Annotated in this window: 20 protein-coding genes; 16 read left to right on the top strand and 4 right to left on the bottom strand. The window is 59.5% G+C overall.

The features are described from left to right. Nucleotides 1-84 precede the first annotated feature (84 nt). The 4 genes from IMX18_RS14185 to IMX18_RS14170 all read left to right on the top strand — a co-directional run bounded on the left by IMX18_RS14185 (nt 85) and on the right by IMX18_RS14170 (nt 1755). A complete protein-coding gene (locus tag IMX18_RS14185) occupies nt 85-744 on the top strand; it encodes a phage tail protein (protein ID WP_217190683.1) in 660 nt (219 codons plus the stop codon). Between the two features lie 9 nt (nt 745-753). Next, nucleotides 754-1137, top strand: a complete 384-nt coding sequence (locus IMX18_RS14180) for a phage tail assembly chaperone (protein ID WP_217190685.1) — start codon at nt 754-756, stop codon at nt 1135-1137. After that, nucleotides 1065-1451, top strand: coding sequence for a DUF1799 domain-containing protein (locus IMX18_RS14175; RefSeq protein ID WP_342592945.1), 387 nt, complete (start codon nt 1065-1067; stop codon nt 1449-1451). Before IMX18_RS14180 ends, IMX18_RS14175 begins: the two co-directional genes overlap by 73 nt. Before the next feature lie 106 nt (nt 1452-1557). After that, complete coding sequence (locus IMX18_RS14170) at nt 1558-1755, top strand: hypothetical protein (RefSeq protein WP_217190687.1); 198 nt, start codon at nt 1558-1560, stop codon at nt 1753-1755. Here the strand turns inward: IMX18_RS14170 and IMX18_RS14165 are convergent. Then, nucleotides 1748-1942 carry a hypothetical protein gene (locus IMX18_RS14165; RefSeq protein WP_217190689.1) on the bottom strand — a complete coding sequence of 65 codons (195 nt, stop codon included), beginning with the start codon at nt 1940-1942 and terminating at the stop codon, nt 1748-1750. The two genes, IMX18_RS14170 and IMX18_RS14165, sit on opposite strands and share 8 nt — an antisense overlap. A 221-nt stretch (nt 1943-2163) precedes the next feature. On the opposite strand from IMX18_RS14165, the gene IMX18_RS14160 reads away from it, so the two are divergent. After that, nucleotides 2164-2610, top strand: a complete 447-nt coding sequence (locus tag IMX18_RS14160; RefSeq protein ID WP_217190690.1) for a hypothetical protein — start codon at nt 2164-2166, stop codon at nt 2608-2610. Nucleotides 2611-2662: 52 nt separating this feature from the next. On the opposite strand, the gene IMX18_RS14155 is transcribed toward IMX18_RS14160, so the two are convergent. The 3 genes from IMX18_RS14155 to IMX18_RS14145 are packed head-to-tail and all read right to left on the bottom strand — an operon-like array spanning nt 2663 to nt 3721. Next, nucleotides 2663-2956, bottom strand: coding sequence for a hypothetical protein (locus IMX18_RS14155; protein ID WP_217190692.1), 294 nt, complete (start codon nt 2954-2956; stop codon nt 2663-2665). 53 nt (nt 2957-3009) lie between these two features. Continuing rightward, nucleotides 3010-3234 carry a hypothetical protein gene (locus tag IMX18_RS14150; RefSeq protein ID WP_217190693.1) on the bottom strand — a complete coding sequence of 75 codons (225 nt, stop codon included), beginning with the start codon at nt 3232-3234 and terminating at the stop codon, nt 3010-3012. Between the two features lie 43 nt (nt 3235-3277). Continuing rightward, the gene (locus tag IMX18_RS14145) at nt 3278-3721 is read right to left on the bottom strand and encodes a helix-turn-helix domain-containing protein (protein WP_225903895.1); all 444 of its coding nucleotides are present in this window, start codon (nt 3719-3721) and stop codon (nt 3278-3280) included. A 109-nt stretch (nt 3722-3830) separates the two neighbouring features. On the opposite strand from IMX18_RS14145, the gene IMX18_RS14140 reads away from it, so the two are divergent. The 11 genes from IMX18_RS14140 (at nt 3831) to IMX18_RS14085 (ending at nt 17463) form a co-directional block, all read left to right on the top strand. Beyond that, complete coding sequence (locus tag IMX18_RS14140; RefSeq protein WP_217190708.1) at nt 3831-3998, top strand: Arc family DNA-binding protein; 168 nt, start codon at nt 3831-3833, stop codon at nt 3996-3998. Further along, nucleotides 3976-4923: a BRO-N domain-containing protein gene (locus IMX18_RS14135; RefSeq protein ID WP_225903894.1), complete on the top strand. Its 948-nt coding sequence runs from the start codon at nt 3976-3978 to the stop codon at nt 4921-4923. The genes IMX18_RS14140 and IMX18_RS14135 overlap by 23 nt, the downstream gene beginning before the upstream one ends. After that, complete coding sequence (locus IMX18_RS14130) at nt 4920-5222, top strand: hypothetical protein (protein WP_217190695.1); 303 nt, start codon at nt 4920-4922, stop codon at nt 5220-5222. Before IMX18_RS14135 ends, IMX18_RS14130 begins: the two co-directional genes overlap by 4 nt. A 293-nt stretch (nt 5223-5515) precedes the next feature. Next, the gene (locus IMX18_RS14125) at nt 5516-6364 is read left to right on the top strand and encodes a hypothetical protein (RefSeq protein ID WP_217190697.1); all 849 of its coding nucleotides are present in this window, start codon (nt 5516-5518) and stop codon (nt 6362-6364) included. Further along, nucleotides 6351-6677: a hypothetical protein gene (locus IMX18_RS14120; RefSeq protein ID WP_217190699.1), complete on the top strand. Its 327-nt coding sequence runs from the start codon at nt 6351-6353 to the stop codon at nt 6675-6677. The genes IMX18_RS14125 and IMX18_RS14120 overlap by 14 nt, the downstream gene beginning before the upstream one ends. Nucleotides 6678-6732: 55 nt before the next feature. Further along, on the top strand, nt 6733-9459 hold the full coding sequence (locus IMX18_RS14115) for a phage tail tape measure protein (protein ID WP_217190701.1): 2727 nt from the start codon (nt 6733-6735) through the stop codon (nt 9457-9459). Nucleotides 9460-9475: 16 nt separating this feature from the next. Further along, nucleotides 9476-10060, top strand: coding sequence for a hypothetical protein (locus tag IMX18_RS14110; protein WP_100413932.1), 585 nt, complete (start codon nt 9476-9478; stop codon nt 10058-10060). Next, on the top strand, nt 10060-10662 hold the full coding sequence (locus IMX18_RS14105; protein ID WP_061302528.1) for a hypothetical protein: 603 nt from the start codon (nt 10060-10062) through the stop codon (nt 10660-10662). The genes IMX18_RS14110 and IMX18_RS14105 overlap by 1 nt, the downstream gene beginning before the upstream one ends. Nucleotides 10663-10664: 2 nt before the next feature. Continuing rightward, the gene (locus tag IMX18_RS14100) at nt 10665-11063 is read left to right on the top strand and encodes a DUF6950 family protein (protein WP_100413931.1); all 399 of its coding nucleotides are present in this window, start codon (nt 10665-10667) and stop codon (nt 11061-11063) included. Next, nucleotides 11063-16408 (top strand): phage tail tip fiber protein, encoded by a 5346-nt coding sequence (locus IMX18_RS28505; protein ID WP_425355253.1) that lies wholly within the window; start codon nt 11063-11065, stop codon nt 16406-16408. The genes IMX18_RS14100 and IMX18_RS28505 overlap by 1 nt, the downstream gene beginning before the upstream one ends. Next, complete coding sequence (locus tag IMX18_RS14085) at nt 16408-17463, top strand: hypothetical protein (RefSeq protein WP_217191359.1); 1056 nt, start codon at nt 16408-16410, stop codon at nt 17461-17463. Before IMX18_RS28505 ends, IMX18_RS14085 begins: the two co-directional genes overlap by 1 nt. Nucleotide 17464: the final 1 nt, after the last annotated feature.

Raw genomic sequence — 17464 nt, 5'->3', positions numbered from 1 at the left:
GCTTTCGTAGGGATTGCAACGGTACCACGAAGGTACTGCCCGCCGAGTGCGGGCTTTTTCGTTTCTACCCAAGAGGAAAACACCATGGCCGCACGCTTCCCGCTGCCAAACGGCGCGGTGCTGGAGATCGCACGCGTCATCGGCGCTGCCGTCCCAATCACCGCGCTGACCAACGCAAAACCGCCTGTTGCGACTTCAGCCGATCACACCATCCAGAACGGCGATGTTCTCCTGGTTAACTCCGGGTGGGCCCTGATCAACGACCGTGCCGTGAAGGCGGCCAACGTCGCAGCCAGCGCCTTCTCCCTGGCCGGTTTGGACACCAGCGATGCGGAACGCTTCACCGCTGGCGCCGGCGTAGGCTCCGTTCTCCCTGTGTCCGACTGGGTGCAGATTTCCAAAGTCACCTCGTTCAACTCGTCTGGAGGTGAGCAGCAGTATGCGACTGTTGGATACTTGGAAGACGACGATGACAAGCAGTTCCCTACCAACAGAAACCCTACCAGCCTGTCGATCGTGGTCGAGGACCAGCCGACGGCCGCGTACGTCGAGGCTGTCGAGGGTTACGACGCCTCCAAGGAGCTGGCGGTGATCCGCATGAAGCTTCGCAACGGCGACCAGATCCTGTACCCAGGCTACGTCAGCATCACCCCCGATCCGACCATGGAGCGGAACAACGTGATGACCCGAACCATCAGCGTCGGCCTGTCGGCTCGCTCGCTTCGTTACCTGGCCGGCGCGTAAGGAGCCCTCATGGCGAAGATCAAGATCGCGCAAAACCCCACGTTCACTGCTGAGGTGAACATCCCGCGTGTGGGCGGCGACCCGGTGGCGGTAGAGTTCACGTTCCGCTATTTCGACCGCACCGCCCTGGCTAAGCTCTACGACAGCTGGAACCAGGCTGCCGAAGCCAATGCTGAAAAGGCTAAGGCCGAGAGTGCGAGCCTCGAGCAGTTCACTGCCGGGCAGGTGCAACTGCAGGCTGAACAGATCAAGACCGTCACCGTCGGCTGGGGCTTCGACGACAAGTTCACTGACGAGGCCATCCTCGACCTGGTGACTACCTGCGTCGGTGCTCCGCAAGCGGTTCTGGACGCCTATCAGCAAGCCTACAACCCGGCTCGCCTGGGAAACTGAAGGCGGCGGCGCGGGCCCTGTATGAGCAAGGTCCCTCCGCCGAGCAGCTAGCGTTTCTGGGGCTCACCCTCGAAGACATCGAAACCGAGGATGTAGAAGTCTGGCCGGATATATGGCCGGCCTTCTGCCTATTTGAAGCGCTGGGAACCCAATGGCGCCTAGGGCCTGGCGGGCCGTCAGGGCTCGATTACACCGCGATCCCCGGGACCGCCAAGATGCTCGGCCTGAAGCGGGGTGATTTGTCTGAGGCCTTTCACGATCTTCGTCTCATGGAGAACGAGGCGCTGGCAGTGATGGCCGCGGCAGCGGAGTAGGGCAGGCCAACAATCACCCTGTTCGGCGCACCCTGGCTCAACCGGACGCGCTTTGTGTTGCGTCATCGGGACGCGAAATGAAGCGGCTCGGCCGCAGGAGCAGTACATGACAGATGAACAACGTAGGATTTTGAGTAGCCGTATCGTTAACGAAATTTTTCATCAAATGTTCGTGGCAGGAAACGACGAGGCAAGCCTCAGTGGGACTATTCCAACTCAGGGGAGAATTGCTGTTGAAGAGCTTTCTCGGCGCATCGATGGAGCCATTGAGCTTTGCACCGAGAAGCTCAATCGGATTAGCTAGGGTCTTTCAGCTTTTCTTCGATTGCGGCGATCCGAGCATCCAAGAGCTGGACTACCTTCGAGAAGGAGTTAATTGCATCAGCAGCGGCTTGAGGATCCGGCCTGGTAGTCAATGATGCTCGGATCGCTTGATCCGCTTTGCGAACCGCTCTGTTCAGCGCATCAATCAGTTTTGGGTCGTTACTCATTGGATCATCCTTCAGGGTTGCTCCCCAGTCCATGGGCTTTCCGGCAACGGACCGGGGCGATTCGTTGGAGGCACAACGCTACTACGGTGGCAGGAGGGTCGGTTACTGGGTTTCCATCCACGCTGGATGGGCGGACAGGGGCGGAGGCTTGCTGGTAACAGTGTTCCTCTGCGTGTGGGTTCGTTATGCTGATGGCAGTTTGTCCTCATGGAGCGATCAGAATGGCTGGCTACGACATCATCGATGGAGTCCGAGTACCGGGTTTAACCCTCACACAAAATCAGGTGCTATACGGAACGCACCAAGGGAGTATCACCGTAAGTGGTTGTACGCTCGTGATCAGCGGAACGCTTCAAGGATCTCTGTCCGTCGAAAATGGTGGCGAGGTTCTAATTGAGGGAACGCAGCAGGGGTCGATGAATGTGTCCGGAAACAGCAGGGTGGAGGTATCCGGAAAGTGCCAGGGCTCCACGAATATTTGTGCTGGCTCAGAGGTAATCGTGCAGCCCTCTGGAAAACTGGGCGGCTCCATGAACAACAACGGTCAGCTAGTAATCCGGGGAGTGTTCGGCGGGGCCTACAACGGCAGCGGTCAGACGACTCTAGAAGATGCTGGATACATCAAGGAACCGAGAGTAGAGAACGGGGTGCACTACTACGATTGGTGAAAGGATGATGCCCAGCCCCGCGCTGGGCTTTTTGCCTCTGGCGAGCAACCTCTTAATCTGGTGTCAGCATCTTGGCCATCTCGCACAGGCCGAAAAGCAAAGAAGAGCTAGCGTCCGGCGCCTGTTCTATTTGATCCGCCACCACATCCAATCGTTCGCAAGCCCATTCGGAAATTGGTGGTGTCTTCGTCAGTAGCGCATCGCACACACGATTGCTGTCAACGCCGGTTCCTTCGAACGCATCATGAATCGCCATTCGCGCTCCGAAGAGATCCTCAGGGTTGCGACGCCCATGAGCGGCTGCCTGGCGGAGCAGCGTGGCGCGATCTTGCGCGGTGATAGTCATCCAACAGCCCTTTTGGATGTGAAAGCCCGGCGTTTGGCTGGGCTTGAGTCTCATTACTCGAAGGTTGGGCAATTCGAGGAGTCAATCGTGAGCCTGTTGGTCTTCGGGTCTAAATCAACGGTGCGCCCATCAACATCGAGTCCGTTCTTGATGGCTTCAAATTCCTCTGCTTCGTGCGGCTTCAAAGTGACGGTCGTAACGTCGCCTTGGTAGCCGATCTCTATACGAATATTGTCTAGGAGGAGATTGAGATCATCAGCAGTCATAGGTTCGCTCATCGTATTGATTCCTTGTGTAGGCCGGGCGGGGCCGGGCTTAGGGTTACTCGTCCTTTTCCGCCTTTCGGCTTTCTTCGATCTGTCGTTTAAGGCTGGCCGCGAACTCTGGGCTTTCTTTGATCATTCGCAGGCCCCAGAGCAGCGTATCCGACACGATGTCGCCAAGCGGCTTGCCAGTCTCTTCGGCCGCCTTCTGGAGCAGCTCAAAGGCAGATCGGTCGATGGTCAGCGGCATGTCTTCGCCTCCTGGCTCCTCTAGGACGAGAGTCACAGTTCCTGGCTCAGGAGATTGGCCCAGTAGCTCATCGACGCTCACGCCTAAGGCATCAGCGAGCTTTCCCATTACGGTTTTCCGCGGCCTGGCCTGGCCAGCCTCGTATCTCGAGATCTGAGAAGGGGAAACGCCGCTTGCGTCACCTAGCTCCTGCTGAGTCAGGTTGCTGGCGCCGCGCAGACGAATGAGATTGTTCGCGAAATCAGTGGTCATGGCAGCCTCTAGTATTACCCAAGGATAATACAAACTCACGAAATGCAAAAATGCGTTTGACAAAGTCAAGAAAGGCAATAAACTCACAAAACGCACAATGGAGGTGAGCATGACTACCAGCAAAATAACCACCGCAGTACGAATGCTGTGCACGATGCGGCAGAAGCTCGAAGAGCGGGCAGCTGAAAACGGGCGCAGCCTGAGCGGCGAGATCGTTTTTCGCTTGAGGAAATCCTTGGAGGAGGAAACGCAGGATGGGCCGAAACAGCGGGCATGAAAAAGCCCCAAGCGTTGCAGCGCTTGAGGCTTCGGAAATCAACGCAGTCATCGATCAGGAAAACAACGTCATGGGCGATAATAGCACAGCTGCATCCAGTGTCACCCCGTTTGACTTCCGTGGGCATAGCGTCCGTGCAGTCACTATCGATGGCGAACCATGGTTCGTCGCGGCCGACGTATGCCGCGTGCTGGATGTGACGAACACCACCCAGGCTATGCAGGCGCTGGATGAAGATGAGCGCTCTATGTTCAACATAGGTCGTCAGGGACAGGCCAACGTTGTCAATGAATCGGGTCTCTATACCCTGATTCTTCGCTGTCGAGATGCAGTGAACAAGGGCAGCAAGCCTCACGCTTTCCGTAAGTGGGTGACTTCCGAGGTGCTTCCATCAATTCGCAAGCATGGCCGCTTTGAAGCTTCTCCGAGTCAAATGGCGACACTGATAGGTACGGTAATCGGTAGTGACGGCGAGCACGTTCTGGATCAGGTCATCGATCAGAAGGCCAACGCTCTTCCGGTCGCGCTGCGCCGTAGCTTCAAGCACACCATGAAAAGTCGGCTGCGTACTCGATTCAGCGTTCAGAAGACTGCACTGATTCCAGCGGAAGAACTGGCCAATGCCTGCAATTTTGTCGCGGCCTATGTCTTTGAGGGCGACCTCCTGCCTAAGCACGGACAGGTTCAGATCGTAGGTAGTCCGCTAAAGCGCTACCTGGTCGCTTTCGATCACAAGGGTGAGCACGTCGTTGAAGAGGTCCCTGATGATGCCTGCGTGCTCTCGACTCGAGATCTGATCCAGGGGATGGTCATGTCGCCAGGTGATATCCCGGTCTCGACCCCTGACATGTTCGAATTCTTGATGGCGGCAGTGGTGAATCTTCGCGGCCGATTCGAGTATATGGCGCGGAGGGCTGGAGCATGAAGCTCACTCAAAGCCAGGTTGATGAATGCCGGCAAGACGGGATTGTGGCTGGGCACAGTATTGCTAGCCCATTCTCGGGACTGATCATCCAGGAGCTAGTTTTCCAATACGACATTTGGATCAAGCAACTTGATCGTCACCCCACAGATTCGATGGTCTCTGCATGGCTTGAGGGACTGTCATGGTTCCTTTCAGGCATCCATCTAAAAGGCGCGGAAGGCCTAGACCCGGGGCAGACCTTCGATCCGCGATCTGAGGCAGCAAAGGAGCACTGTTCCCTGGGGGAGCCCATCGCGTAAAAGAAAATGACTACCCTACGGGAGCTTGCACTGCTGTTGAAAATGGATCGAAGCGCAGCAAGGCGTTATGTGCTGAAGCTTGGGTTCAACCCGCAACAAGCCCGCACAAGCGATAGTGGGTACCAATTGGCATTGGTCTTCACGCCTGAACAAGTCCGCGAAATTGTCGAGGCCAGGCGAGCCGACGGTTACTGCTGATACTCGCCATAAGACGAACCCCGCCATTGCGGGGTTTTGTCGCTTCCTACCTATGATGGTAGATTGCCCTGCATGCAGACAGGGACGCTCTCGATGTGAACCCGCTAGACCTCCTCCAGCCGTATCTCTACAGCCCCGATGACACCATCAGTCATGAGTATGACCCAGCGGCGTACCGCCTTACTGCTGAGGACAAGCGTCAGATTGAAGACACCGTACGGAAGCATGGCGCCGGTGCATTGCAGAACGTCACCAAGGGTGGAGCGATGCTGTACCTTCGGTCGGCAATGCGGTTTGCTGGGCAGGATGAGGCCTATCTCCGACATTTGTTTGCCCCTGAAACATTGAAGCAAATGCCCTGGGATGGTCCAGAGCGTATCTGCCTGAATGTGCGAGACAGCGGAAAGATTGGCCCGTCAGGCCATCGAATTCAGCTTGTCGAAAGCTACAGCCCCTTCGTAGAGCGATACTATCGCCTCCCATATGAAGGTCTGAATTCGCCCACAGATCTAATAATTGGCTACCAATTCATGGCCATGATCTGGCGCAAGAATAAGCTTCAGGTCTTGCAGCAGCACGGTCGGATCGAATGTCTTCCGAAAGAGTCGCTGCCAATTTTTGTTGAAGAAGATTGGCAGGGTGGCTGGCACCCCGTTACCAAGAGGGATATCGAGCTCAAGGACTGGCAACAGATGTCCTCGGACATAGGAAGCATCCCTAGGGATGGTGGTGACTACCTTCGTTTCCTGCTGATGGCAAAGGTAATTGGCGCCACTAAATGCAGCTATCAGGAAAAGGTCAGTCTCCTCGACGGCATGAAAGTGATGTGTGGATCTGAAGGACATTTCTTCGACGGGTTTATAGACAAGGTTGGCGGCATGGGGGGACTTATTGCGATCATGTCCACTGAGCTTGATGACGAGGATGAGCATGACGTTGATTAACCGTAATTTGACTTTACTGGCACTGGTCGGGGTCGCCCTGGCTGGCTGTGGGAAGAGCGATATCGACAGGGCCCGAGAGGCTATCGCCGAGAAGCTCACTGACCCGTCGTCTGCTCAGTTTCGGAATGAGCGGAGCAAGAAGGATGGCTGGGTGTGTGGCGAGGTCAACTCGAAAAATGCCATGGGCGGTTACGTTGGATTCAAGCGCTACACCGTGATCTGGAAGGATGGCGGAGGTCAAACCGTCGCCCTCGAAGGAGACGGTGAAACATCGCTGGACCGCGCACTATGCGAGGTCAAAGACGAGGGATAGTCCTCGGAAGAAAATCAAACCCGCTTCGGCGGGTTTTTTGTTGTCCGGAGAAAGTATGAGCCAGGGTGATATCGCCGTTCTCGGCATTAAGGTTGAATCAGGCGAGGCTGCTGCTGCTGCCGATGACCTCGATAAACTGACGAAAGCCGGCGAGCGCGCAGAAGCTGCTACAGGTAGTGTTGGCGCGCAAGCCAAAAGCTCTGGCGTGTCGATCAAGGACTTGGCGGCAAGCGCTCAGTCTGCCGAACAGGCAATAGACCGATACACCCGCCAGGCCCAGGCTGCTGGTATGTCGACCAAAGCCTACACTGCAGCTCTGCGCGGCGTGCCAGCGCAGTTCACGGACATTATTATTTCACTGCAAGGCGGGATGAATCCGCTAACCGTCATGCTTCAGCAAGGCGGTCAGCTCAAGGACATGTTCGGTGGAATCGGGCCGGCAACCAGGGCGCTGGGCGGATATGTTGCGGGTTTAGTCAATCCATTCACTGTCGCTGGCGCGGCAGTTGCTGGGCTGGGCGTGGCGTATTACAAGGGGTCAGAGGAAGCGCAGGACTTTCGCAAAGCGCTCATCCTCACAGGAAACGCAGCTGGGACAAACGCCGGCGCCTTGTCCGATTTGGCTCGGCAGATCAGCACCACTGTGGGCACAACCGGGGCGGCTGCTGAGGTGCTCGCCCAGCTCGCAAGCAACGGAAAAATCGCTGGTGACAGTATTGGCACCGTTGCGACTGCTGCCCTGCAGATGAAAGATGCGACGGGGCGCGCGGTAGAGGAGACGGTTGCCGAGTTTGTGAAAATCGGAAAGGACCCGGTGGCGGCAGCCAAGGAGCTGAACGAGCAGTACAACTTCCTTACCGCGAGCACCTATGCCCAAATCGTAGCCCTCAAGGAGCAGGGCGATACAGTGGGTGCAGCCAAGCTCCTGACCGATACCTACGCGCAAACTATTGATACCAGATCGAAAGAGATCGTCGAGAATCTCGGCTGGATCGAAAAGGCGTGGCGCGGTGTTTGGGGTATGACCAAGAGTGCTGGTGATGCGGCGCTGAACTTCGGCAGGACACAAGGGATTGCTGATCAGCTGACGGCGGCACAGGCTGATCTGGCCGATCTTGAAAAGAGAGCTGGAGAGAACAAAATTGTCGCCGCTAGTGCCCAGCTAAAATCAGAGCGCGAGCTGCTACAGAGCAGAATTACAGCGCTGGGGGATCAGCTCAAGACCCAGCAAGCGATCGACCAGGCTCAAGAGAACTACCGGAAACGGCAGCGAGATTCCATTCTCGCTCAGGAAACTTTGAACGGGCAGCTGCGCACTACCGATGACAATCAGAAGAAGCTGGCTGCGCGCCTCAAAGAAATCAACGAGCTCGCCAAGAAATCTGCAGGCGGTGATGGCGGCCGGGTCTACACCGAAGCTGAGCTGAATCAGCTGCGCGATGCCGCCCGCGAACAGTTCAAAGACAAGCCAGGGCCGAAAGGTCCTACCTACCGCGAAGACGCCGGCACCAAGGCCCTCGACCAAGCTCGCCAGCAATACTCGGTGCTCCAGCAGCAGAATGGCCTAATCGGTGCCCAGCGCGGCGAGATGCAGAAGCTGGGCGAGGCTGGCCAAGCCCTGGTGCGCTGGGAGCAGCAACTGGCCGACATCAAGGACAAGAAGACCTTAACCGCCGACCAGAAGTCGCTGCTGGCGAATCAGGATCTGATCACTGCCCAGTTGAAGCGCAACGCAGGGCTCGAGCGCGAAATGCAACTGCGTAAAGTAGCCACGGAAGAAGCGCAGAAACTGGCGGCATTCGAAGCAAACCTAAACAGCCAGCTGCAGCGCGCATCGGTGGGCTTGGACAACAACCTAGCCGGCATGGGTCTTGGCGACCAGGCCCAGCAGCGCCTGCAAGAGCGGTTCAGCATCGAACAGCAGTACCAGCAGCAAATGGACAACCTGTTGCAGCAGCGCAACGAGGGACGTATTAGCGAGAGCCTTTACCAAAAGGAAAACGCCGCCCTGCAAAGCGCGCTGGATCAGCGGTTGGCTAAGCAGGAACAGTACTACCAGCGCGTCGATGAGTTGCAGTCAGACTGGTCGGTTGGTGCACGGGCCGCATTCGGCACCTACCTAGAGCAGGCGCGCAACGTCGCGGGGCAAACAAGAACGCTGTTCACTAATGCTTTCTCCAATATGGAAGACAGCATCGTCACCTTCGTCAAAACCGGGAAGTTGTCCTTCAAGGATTTTGCGGATGGGGTCATCGAGGACCTGATCCGCATCCAGGTGCGGCAGGCGGCTGTCGGCTTTCTTGGTACTGCATTCGGCTTCTTGGGCGGTGGTAGCCAGGCGCTAGGCCAAGGCACCATGACTGGATTCAGTGAGCCGCTAAAGCAGCTTTCCACCGGCGGCTATACCGGTGACGGCGGCAAGTTTGAACCGAAGGGTGTGGTGCACGGCGGTGAATTCGTCCTCCGCAAGGAGGTGGTGGCCCAGCCAGGTATGCGCAACTACCTGGAGGGGCTGAACGTCAGGGGTTACGCCTCCGGCGGATTCGTGACGCCGCGGATTGCCTCGACCGCTACGCAATTGGCTGCCAGCCAACCCGAGGCGTCGATCAGTTCGGCGCCCGGGATCGTTCAGCACATCAGCGTCCAAGGTACTGCCGACGACGCCACCCTGGCCCGAATCCAGCAGGCCGCACAGAAGGGTGCGCAGGATGGCTACAACCTTGTGCTGCGCGATCTCAAGATGAACGGGCCGGCGCGGCAGCTGATCGCCCGAAACCGATAGCAAGAAGGAGTACTGCATGGCTATCCAATGGCCGGCATCGCTGCGCCCGTCTGAAATGACGTGGGGCATAGTCAACAACAGCCGTGCCTTCACCTCAACACTCTCTAACGCCCAGCAGATCGTTGGGCAGCCGGGCGCCTATTGGCAATGCACCATCACGTTCGGGTTGCTCACGCGCAAGCAGGAGCGGCAGCTGTCGTCGTTCCTGGGCGAACTGGACGGGATGTTCGGTACGGTCAACGTGCCGGCTTTCACGCGGCGTCGTGGCAATAGTGTGGGGGCTCTGAAGGTCGTTAGTGGCCCGTCGCAGTCCCGCTCTATCCAGGTCGGCGGCGCCACACCAAACACTCAGATGTTCTCGGTCGGGGATTACATGACGATCGCCGGCGAGATGTTTGAAGTGATCAAGCCGGCCGCGGCCAACGCCCAAGGGCAGGCATTGGTGCAGGTGAACAAACGCATTCGCCAAACCTTGGCGGTTGGTTCGGCCATCGAATACCTCAACCCGTATTCCGAAATGCGCATGACCCAGGACACCTGGAGCATGACCGTGCGCCAGGCAGTGTCGAACGGCAGCTACCAGTTCAGGGAGGCCTTCTGATGCCCTCGACGTTCCCATTCAGCCAGAGCGTGGTCGATATCATCGCCACGGGCAGGTTCCTCAGCGTGTACGCCTGCCAGCTCGACTTCGAAGACGGCCCTGTATACGCGCACACGGGTACCGGCGACCTGGTGATCGGCGGCATCACATATCTGGGGGTAGGGCAGTTCGGCGAGGTAGGGCAGTCGCAGGAGAGCGACAACTCGAACTCCCCGATGTCGATCGACCTAGCACTCACCGGCCTGGACAGCTACATCATCACCGAGACCAATATCCGCGGCTGCCGCGGGCGCTCTGGCAAGCTGATGTTTGTGGTGTTCGACGAGCAGGGCAACTACGCCGCCGACATCTTGTTCTCTGGCCGCATGGACGCAGCCACCTTTTCCTACGCCGGCAATGGCGAGGACGGCAACAAGATCACCGTCCCGATCGTTGACCGGATGGCCGAGTGGAGCCGCACGGGTACCGAGCGCTTCACCGACGAGAACCACCGCGCCCGCCACCAAGGCGACCGCTTCTTCTATGCCATCGCCCAAATGTCCGAATGGCCCATCTACTGGGGCTCCAAGAAGGACGCTCCGACGTTCACCTACGAGAAATAGCCATGCGCTACCGAGACTGGACCACACGCCTCAGTGAAGTGATCAAGGCCGCCATAGAGCGGCCTTTTTCATGGGGCGAATTTGACTGCTGCCTGTTCGCGGCGGACTGCGCGGTAGCGGTGTGCGGTACCGACCCGGCTGAAGCGTACCGCGGCACCTACAAGACCGAGGCAGGGGCGAAGCGGGCGCTGAAGAAGCGGCACGGCAGCCTTGAGGCAGCCTGGGATGCCTGCTTTGCCAGGGTGGCGCCGGCATTCATCCAGCGCGGCGACATTGCCATGTACGAAGCGCCCGGCGGCCGGTCCATGGCCGTGTACTGGGCAAACGATTACTGGGCGACCACTGACGACGGGGTGGCCCGCGTGGTGTGCAACCCGCTTGCAGTCTGGAGAGTTGAATAATGTCCGGTGGCGTCAAGAAGATAGCTCAGGTAGCTGTTGGTGCGGTGATTGGCTTCGTCCAGGGCGGCCCCGTGGGGGCGGCTATCGGCGCCGGCATGGCCTTCTACATGGCCGAGCAGCAGGAGAAGCTGAACACCAAGTCGCCGATGCGCGACAACGAGCCGTCGGCCCAGACCGTCCGCTCCTCCAAGGCGCCAGCGCGCTTCATCCTTGGCCGCGTCAGTACCGGCGGCGTCTTGGTCTGGGCGCAGGAGCAGGCCGGCGACCAAACCGATGGCGAATGGCTGCACCTGGTCTACGTCCTTTGCGAGGGCCCGGTCGATGCTCTGGAGAACATCTACCTCGGCGAGGAGGAGATCGCCACCTACGGCGAGCACGCCACCTATGAGCTGGTTGTAAACCCGACCCAAGTGAACGCGTTCCTCAAGGCCAACTGCCCGGACTGGAAAGACGAGCAAATCGGCCGTGGGCTGTCGTTCGTGCGCCTGTCGCTGAAGTACAGCGCCGAGAAATTCCCTTCTGGCATCCCTGACGCACGCTTCATCGTCCGTGGCCGCAACGACATTTACGACCCGCGCAGCGGAACAGCCGTTTACACCGAGAACACAGCGCTTCACATCCTGTGGTACCTGCGCAATCGTTGCGGCGTGCCGGACGATGAGATCGTGTTCGAGACGTTCGCTAGCGGTGCCAATATCTGCGACGAATCTGTCGCCAATCCTGACAACACCACTAGCCCGCGCTACCGCAGCAGCTGTGTGATCGGCGCCGACGAGCAGCGTACCAACGTGCTGCAGAAGCTCGAGGCCGCCTGTGGTGGCCGGACTATTCGTGTCGGTGGTCGCTGGATGTTCCAGGCTGGGGCGTACTACGGCCCTTATGACTTCGAGATCACCGAGGACATGGTGGTCGGCACCATCACCGGCAGCACCGAGCCGACCAACGACGCCGCCATCAACACGGTGCGCGGCACGTTCATTGACACTTCGCAATCATGGACTGAGACCGACTACCCTGAGGTAAGCATTGCAGAGTGGGTTATCGAGGACGGCGGCGAGGCTGCAGAAACGCTGTCCTTTTCCTACGTCACTGATGCGTACCAGGCCCAGCGCTTAGCGAACATCGAGCTGCGCCGCCGGCGTGCGGGCGGCACCATCAGCGTGCCGATGAACTTCATGGGCTACAACTGCCGGCCGGGCCGCGCCGTGCGCGTGAACCTGCCATCGCTGAACATTCTGGGCGAGTTCATCGTCACCAACTGGAGTATGGGCTCGGACCAGGGGTGCACCGCCCAGCTGCAGCAGTACGATGCCGCGCAGTTTCACGACGCTGTTGGCCAGCCCTACAACCCAATCGGGTTTATCAAACTGCCGACTGGGGGGCTGGGTAGTCCCACCGGGCTCACTTGGTCGACCGATGACAACGCCGAGTCGGTACAGGGCACTCTGTCGTGGGCGGCGCCCTTTGGCGTGGTCACCAGTTACGCCGTCACTGTCCGCCAAGGCGCGACCGCAGTCCAGGCCCAGCAGGTACCGGCTACGGCGCTCAAGCTGCCACTGTCGGGCCTGCCGTCTGGTAGTTACACCATGAGTGTGGCCGCTCTCGGTCCGCTGACCCGCTCCGGCGAGGCGAGCATCACGGTGAGCATCGACGGCCCGCCTATTCCAGAGTCGTGCGTGGTGCAGGCGACCATCGACACCATCACTCTGATCCCGGGCAACACACTGCATGGACTGAATGGAGGAACCTACGAGTACTTCTTCTCGACGAATCCGCAGGCAACCGAGGGTCAGTACCTGGGCCAAGGCCTGTCCCTGACCCACACCGGCCTGGCATTTGCCACCAATTATGCCTACTTCGTTCGCTCGAAGAATGCCTACGGGGTGAGCGCCTTCCTGAAAGTGGTGGCCTCTACATCGACTGATGTCGAGAACATGCTCGATGCGCTGAAGGACAAGATCGAGGGCGGCCAGTTGGCGCCCGCGCTGCGGGAAGAGATCGAACTGATTTCCGGTCCGCCGAGCACTCCTGGCTCGGTCAATGCGCGCATTCAGGACCTGGGCGAGCAGGTCGCCGAGGCTCAGCAGGACCTGCAGCAGCAAATTGACACGATCGCCGATCTGGCTGACTCGATGCCCTACAAGCCCGACCAGGCCTACACCGCTGGCCAGGGCGTGCTGGGCGAGGACGGCAAGCTATACCAGGCCAAGGTCGACGTGCCGGCCGGTAATCCGCCACCGAACGCCACCTTCTGGACCGATATCGGCCAGGCAGTGCAGACGGCCAATGGTCTGGCAGCACGCGTGACTACGGTAGAAACGAAGGTAACTGAACAGGACGGCAAGCTCGCTGCGGAGTCGACGCGCATTGATGGCGTGCAATCGAGCCTCGCTACCACCAACCAGAACGTCAATGCTGCCCAGCAGGCCGCCCAGGACGCGGCGACTTTGGCCGGTGGCAAAGGCAAGGTGATCGTGCAATCGGCTGCCCCGGCTGCTGCTGACCGCCTGGCGCAAAACCTGTGGATTGACACCACGGGCAACGCCAATACGCCGAAGCGCTGGAACGGCAGCGCCTGGTCGGCCGTGACGGACAAAGTGGCGACGGATGCTGCCGCCGCAGCGGCCAATGCGCTGTCGGTAGCACAGACCAAGGCGGACGCGACGGTCGTCGACAGCCTGTCTTCGAAGGTGAACCAGCAAGGTGACACTCTCACCTCACAGGGGCAGGCGCTCACTGGTGTGCAGAACAGCCTGACCACGACGAACCAGAACGTCACGGCTGCTCAGCAAGCGGCGCAAGCAGCCTCCGACGCCGCTGGGGCCAAGGGCAAGGTGTTGTATCAGTCGACCGCGCCGGCAGTGGCGGACCGTCTGGCCCAGAACCTCTGGATCGACACGACTAGCAATGCCAACACGCCCAAGCGCTGGAATGGCACGGCCTGGGTTGCCGTCACTGACAAGGTGGCAACCGACGCTGCTGCGGCTGCCCAGTTAGCTTTGGCCCAGGTCGCCACCAAGGCCGAGGCCTCGGCCCTGCAATCGCTGGACACCGAGGTCAAGAGCCATGGCGCCACCCTGACCAGCCAGGGCGCCGCGCTGACCCAGATCAGCAACCAGATCGGCAACGTCGGCGGGGACAACCTCCTGGCCAACTCCTCGTTCGAGGAACTGGCAACGGCGAGCCGTGCCAAGTACTGGAACGTTGGTGCCACCGCCACCGGCACGGTTACATCGATGGTGGATTCGCCTCTGGCGCAAAGCACCAAGGCCCAGCGCGTGGAGCATCCCGCTCTGCCTGCTGGCGGCTACGTCGATCTGGCGTACGGCGGCGACAACGTCTCAAGGCCGAAAGCCCGGCCAGGGGCCCAGTACGCACTGAGCGTGTTCGCCCGCGGCACTCCAGGCGTGGCGTTCCGGCAGTACCTGCAATTCAGGGATGCAGCCGGCGCTGTGCTGAGTGCCCCTGTGGCGATGCACACCCTGACTGCCGACTATGGGCGCTTCGTGTTGCTTGCCACAGCCCCTGCGGACACTGTGTCGGTGACCGTGTGGGCTGGCCGGATGTTGAACGGTGGGTCGACCACCATCTCAGCTTGGTCCGAGATGGACAACGTTCAGTTCCAGGAAGGTGCAGTGGCTACCGCCTATGCCCCCTCAACAGAGCAGTCTGCAGCAGTCCAGGCCGCAGCAACACAAGCCCTGCAAAACAGGGTCGAGCAAACCGAGGCGGGCCTGTCATCTCAGGGCGCAGCGATCACCAGCCTCGACAATAGCCTGACGACCACCAACCAGAACGTCACCGCCGCTCAGCAGGCCGCCCAGGCGGCAGCGACGGCCGCCGGTGCAAAGGGGGAGGTGATCTATGGTGCAGCCGCTCCGGCTGCCGACAAGCGTTTGGCACAAAACCTGTGGATCGACACCACGGGTAATGCCAACACGCCCAAGCGGTGGAACGGCTCGGCCTGGGTGGCGGTGACCGACAAGGTTGCCACGGACGCCGCTGCAGCGGCTGCCAGCGCGCTGACGCAGGTGGCCACCAAGGCCGAGGCCTCGGTGGTGCAGGCGCTGTCGACGACGGTTGGCCAGCAGGGCACAACCCTGACGAGTCAGGGCCAGTCCATCACCGAGCTGCGCAACACCATTGGTGGTATCGGTGCCGGCGGCCTCGATGCGGCACCAGGTGCAACGTGGCAGTTCGATACCAGCGTGGAGGGCTGGAGTGCGACGAACGCCACGCTCACCGCCGGTACCGGCAGCATGACGATTACAGCAACGGCAAACGACCCGAACCTGGTCAGCCCGATTGTCAGCATCAATGGCGCGCTCTACAGCCGGATCAAGGTGAAGATCACCCGGCGGGCCGGGGCGTCTACTGACTGGGACAGTTCGCTGTTCTATCAGACGGCTGGCCATGGCTTCTCTGGCAGCTACATCGCCAGAGCGGCGAACCCGAACATTGCGGTCGGGGAGAGTGCGATCGTCGAATGGGACATGGCCAACCTGTTTGCCGGCGGTAATGACTGGGTCACCAGCACCATTACTCGCCTGCGGATCGACATCGGCGCGCTGTCTGGCGGTGCGTTCGAGATCGACTGGATAGCGGTCGGCCGGTTGGGCCCCGGTGCTTCAGCTGCTGCACTGCAGCAGGTCAGCACGAATGTGACCCAGCAAGGCGAACAGCTGACGGCCCAAGCCAGCCGCCTGGACGGGCTGTATGTCCAAGTGAATCCGGAAATGGAAGGTGACAGCTCCGGTCTGGCTGGCGCCACGGGTGGCCTGGTGGGTGTCTGGACTGAGCAGTCGGCCCGGGTCGAGGACGGCATTGCGATGGGGCGCCAGGTCGAAACCGTCCAAGCGCAGATGGGCCAGACCAATGCCTCTGTACAGCAGGTCAGCGAGGTCATGGCTGACATCAATGGCAGGGTGTCGGCTCAAACCACGCTGAAGGTCGAGACAAACCAGGGCGGCCGCAAGGTCGTCTCGGGTATCGCGATCGGCAGCAATGGGGAGGAGGGCGAGATCCTGCTGATGGCCCAGCGGCTGGCGGTCATCGACAGCCTGAACGGGCAGACGATCCTGCCGTTCGTGGTCGAAGGCGGGCAGATCTTCATCAACCAGGCGGTGATCAATACCGCGTTCATCCAGCAAATTGTGGCCGGTATGACCATTCGATCTGCTGCGCTGAACGCCCAGGGCCTACCGCTACTGGAGATCAACTTTGCAGCGGGTACGTTCACGCTGAGGGGGCAGGATGCCAACGGTTCGACTCTGCTCAACAACGGAGGCCTCTATGTGTATGACGCAAATGGCATCGAGCGTACGGCAGTGGGGAGGCTTACCTGATGGCTGACCTATATGGGCTCCGGACGCGGGATGCGTCCGGGGTTACCACCCTCGACACCACCATCACCTCGGTGCGGTCGCTGAAAATGATACAGGTCGCTGGCAACGGAGCGTTCGATCAGTACATCTCCATTCCCGAGATCCAGGCGCAGTCGTTCGTGGTCGTGGATGCACTGTATGACGGAGGAGAAAACACAAGCAGCCCCCAAGCTTGGTACTCGACGGGGCAGCTGCAACTGCGGCAACCCTATACCCAGACCTGGCAGGTGATGATTCTGTCGATGGGTGGCGAGCCGTTCGCTGCTCCTGGTTCTTATGGCATCCGCGCTTCGAACAACAACATTCGAACGCAGATCGATTCAATCAATCAGGTGCTAACGGTTCGTTACAACGGCAGGTTCAACATAGGCTTCCAAGGACCTGGTAGCAAGAACCAGATTCAATGGGCAGATGTGAACTTTGCTGCGCCGATCACCACATATGAACGACCCATGGTCTTTCTGAATGCCGATGACTACATGATGGTCGGTAACTTTTCGGTGAAAGGTAGCCCGGGGAACTGGACCGGCTTCAGGCTGAAAGCCTGGAACAACCAAAGCGGACATGGGGAGGCTGCCCTGTATCCGATGATGATCAACTGGTTCTGCGCGAGTTACAGGGTGCCGGATGCAGCTCCGGGGCAATACGGGGCCTCAGTCCGGGACGCCGTGGGCAACCGGACCTTTGTCACCACCGCCAACCTGGCGCTGCTGAATGGCCAGCCGGCATCCAACTCCTTTGTTGTGGCGGGCGACCCTTTGACAGGAGGCGCGTGGTATGCGCCCAGCAATCAGATGCCTTGGACCGGTAGTTATCAAGACTATGTTCTAGCAAATGCATTGTTTTCTGTAACCAACATTGGACAAACAACCCAACCATTTCGCGCCAATTTTGGCGGTTTTCTGCCTGGAAACCGATCTGTGTTGCAGATGTATTGCGACAACGGATCGGGGATCAATCCGCTCACAGCCAACGGGCGAACGCTGTTCGCTTCTAGGCCGATGAAGCCGCTTTAAG

Source organism: Pseudomonas shirazica, assembly GCF_015168335.1.
Lineage (GTDB): Bacteria > Pseudomonadota > Gammaproteobacteria > Pseudomonadales > Pseudomonadaceae > Aquipseudomonas > Aquipseudomonas asiatica.
Note: the sequence above shows the minus strand (reverse complement) of the source record. Positions and strands in the feature narration are given on the sequence as shown.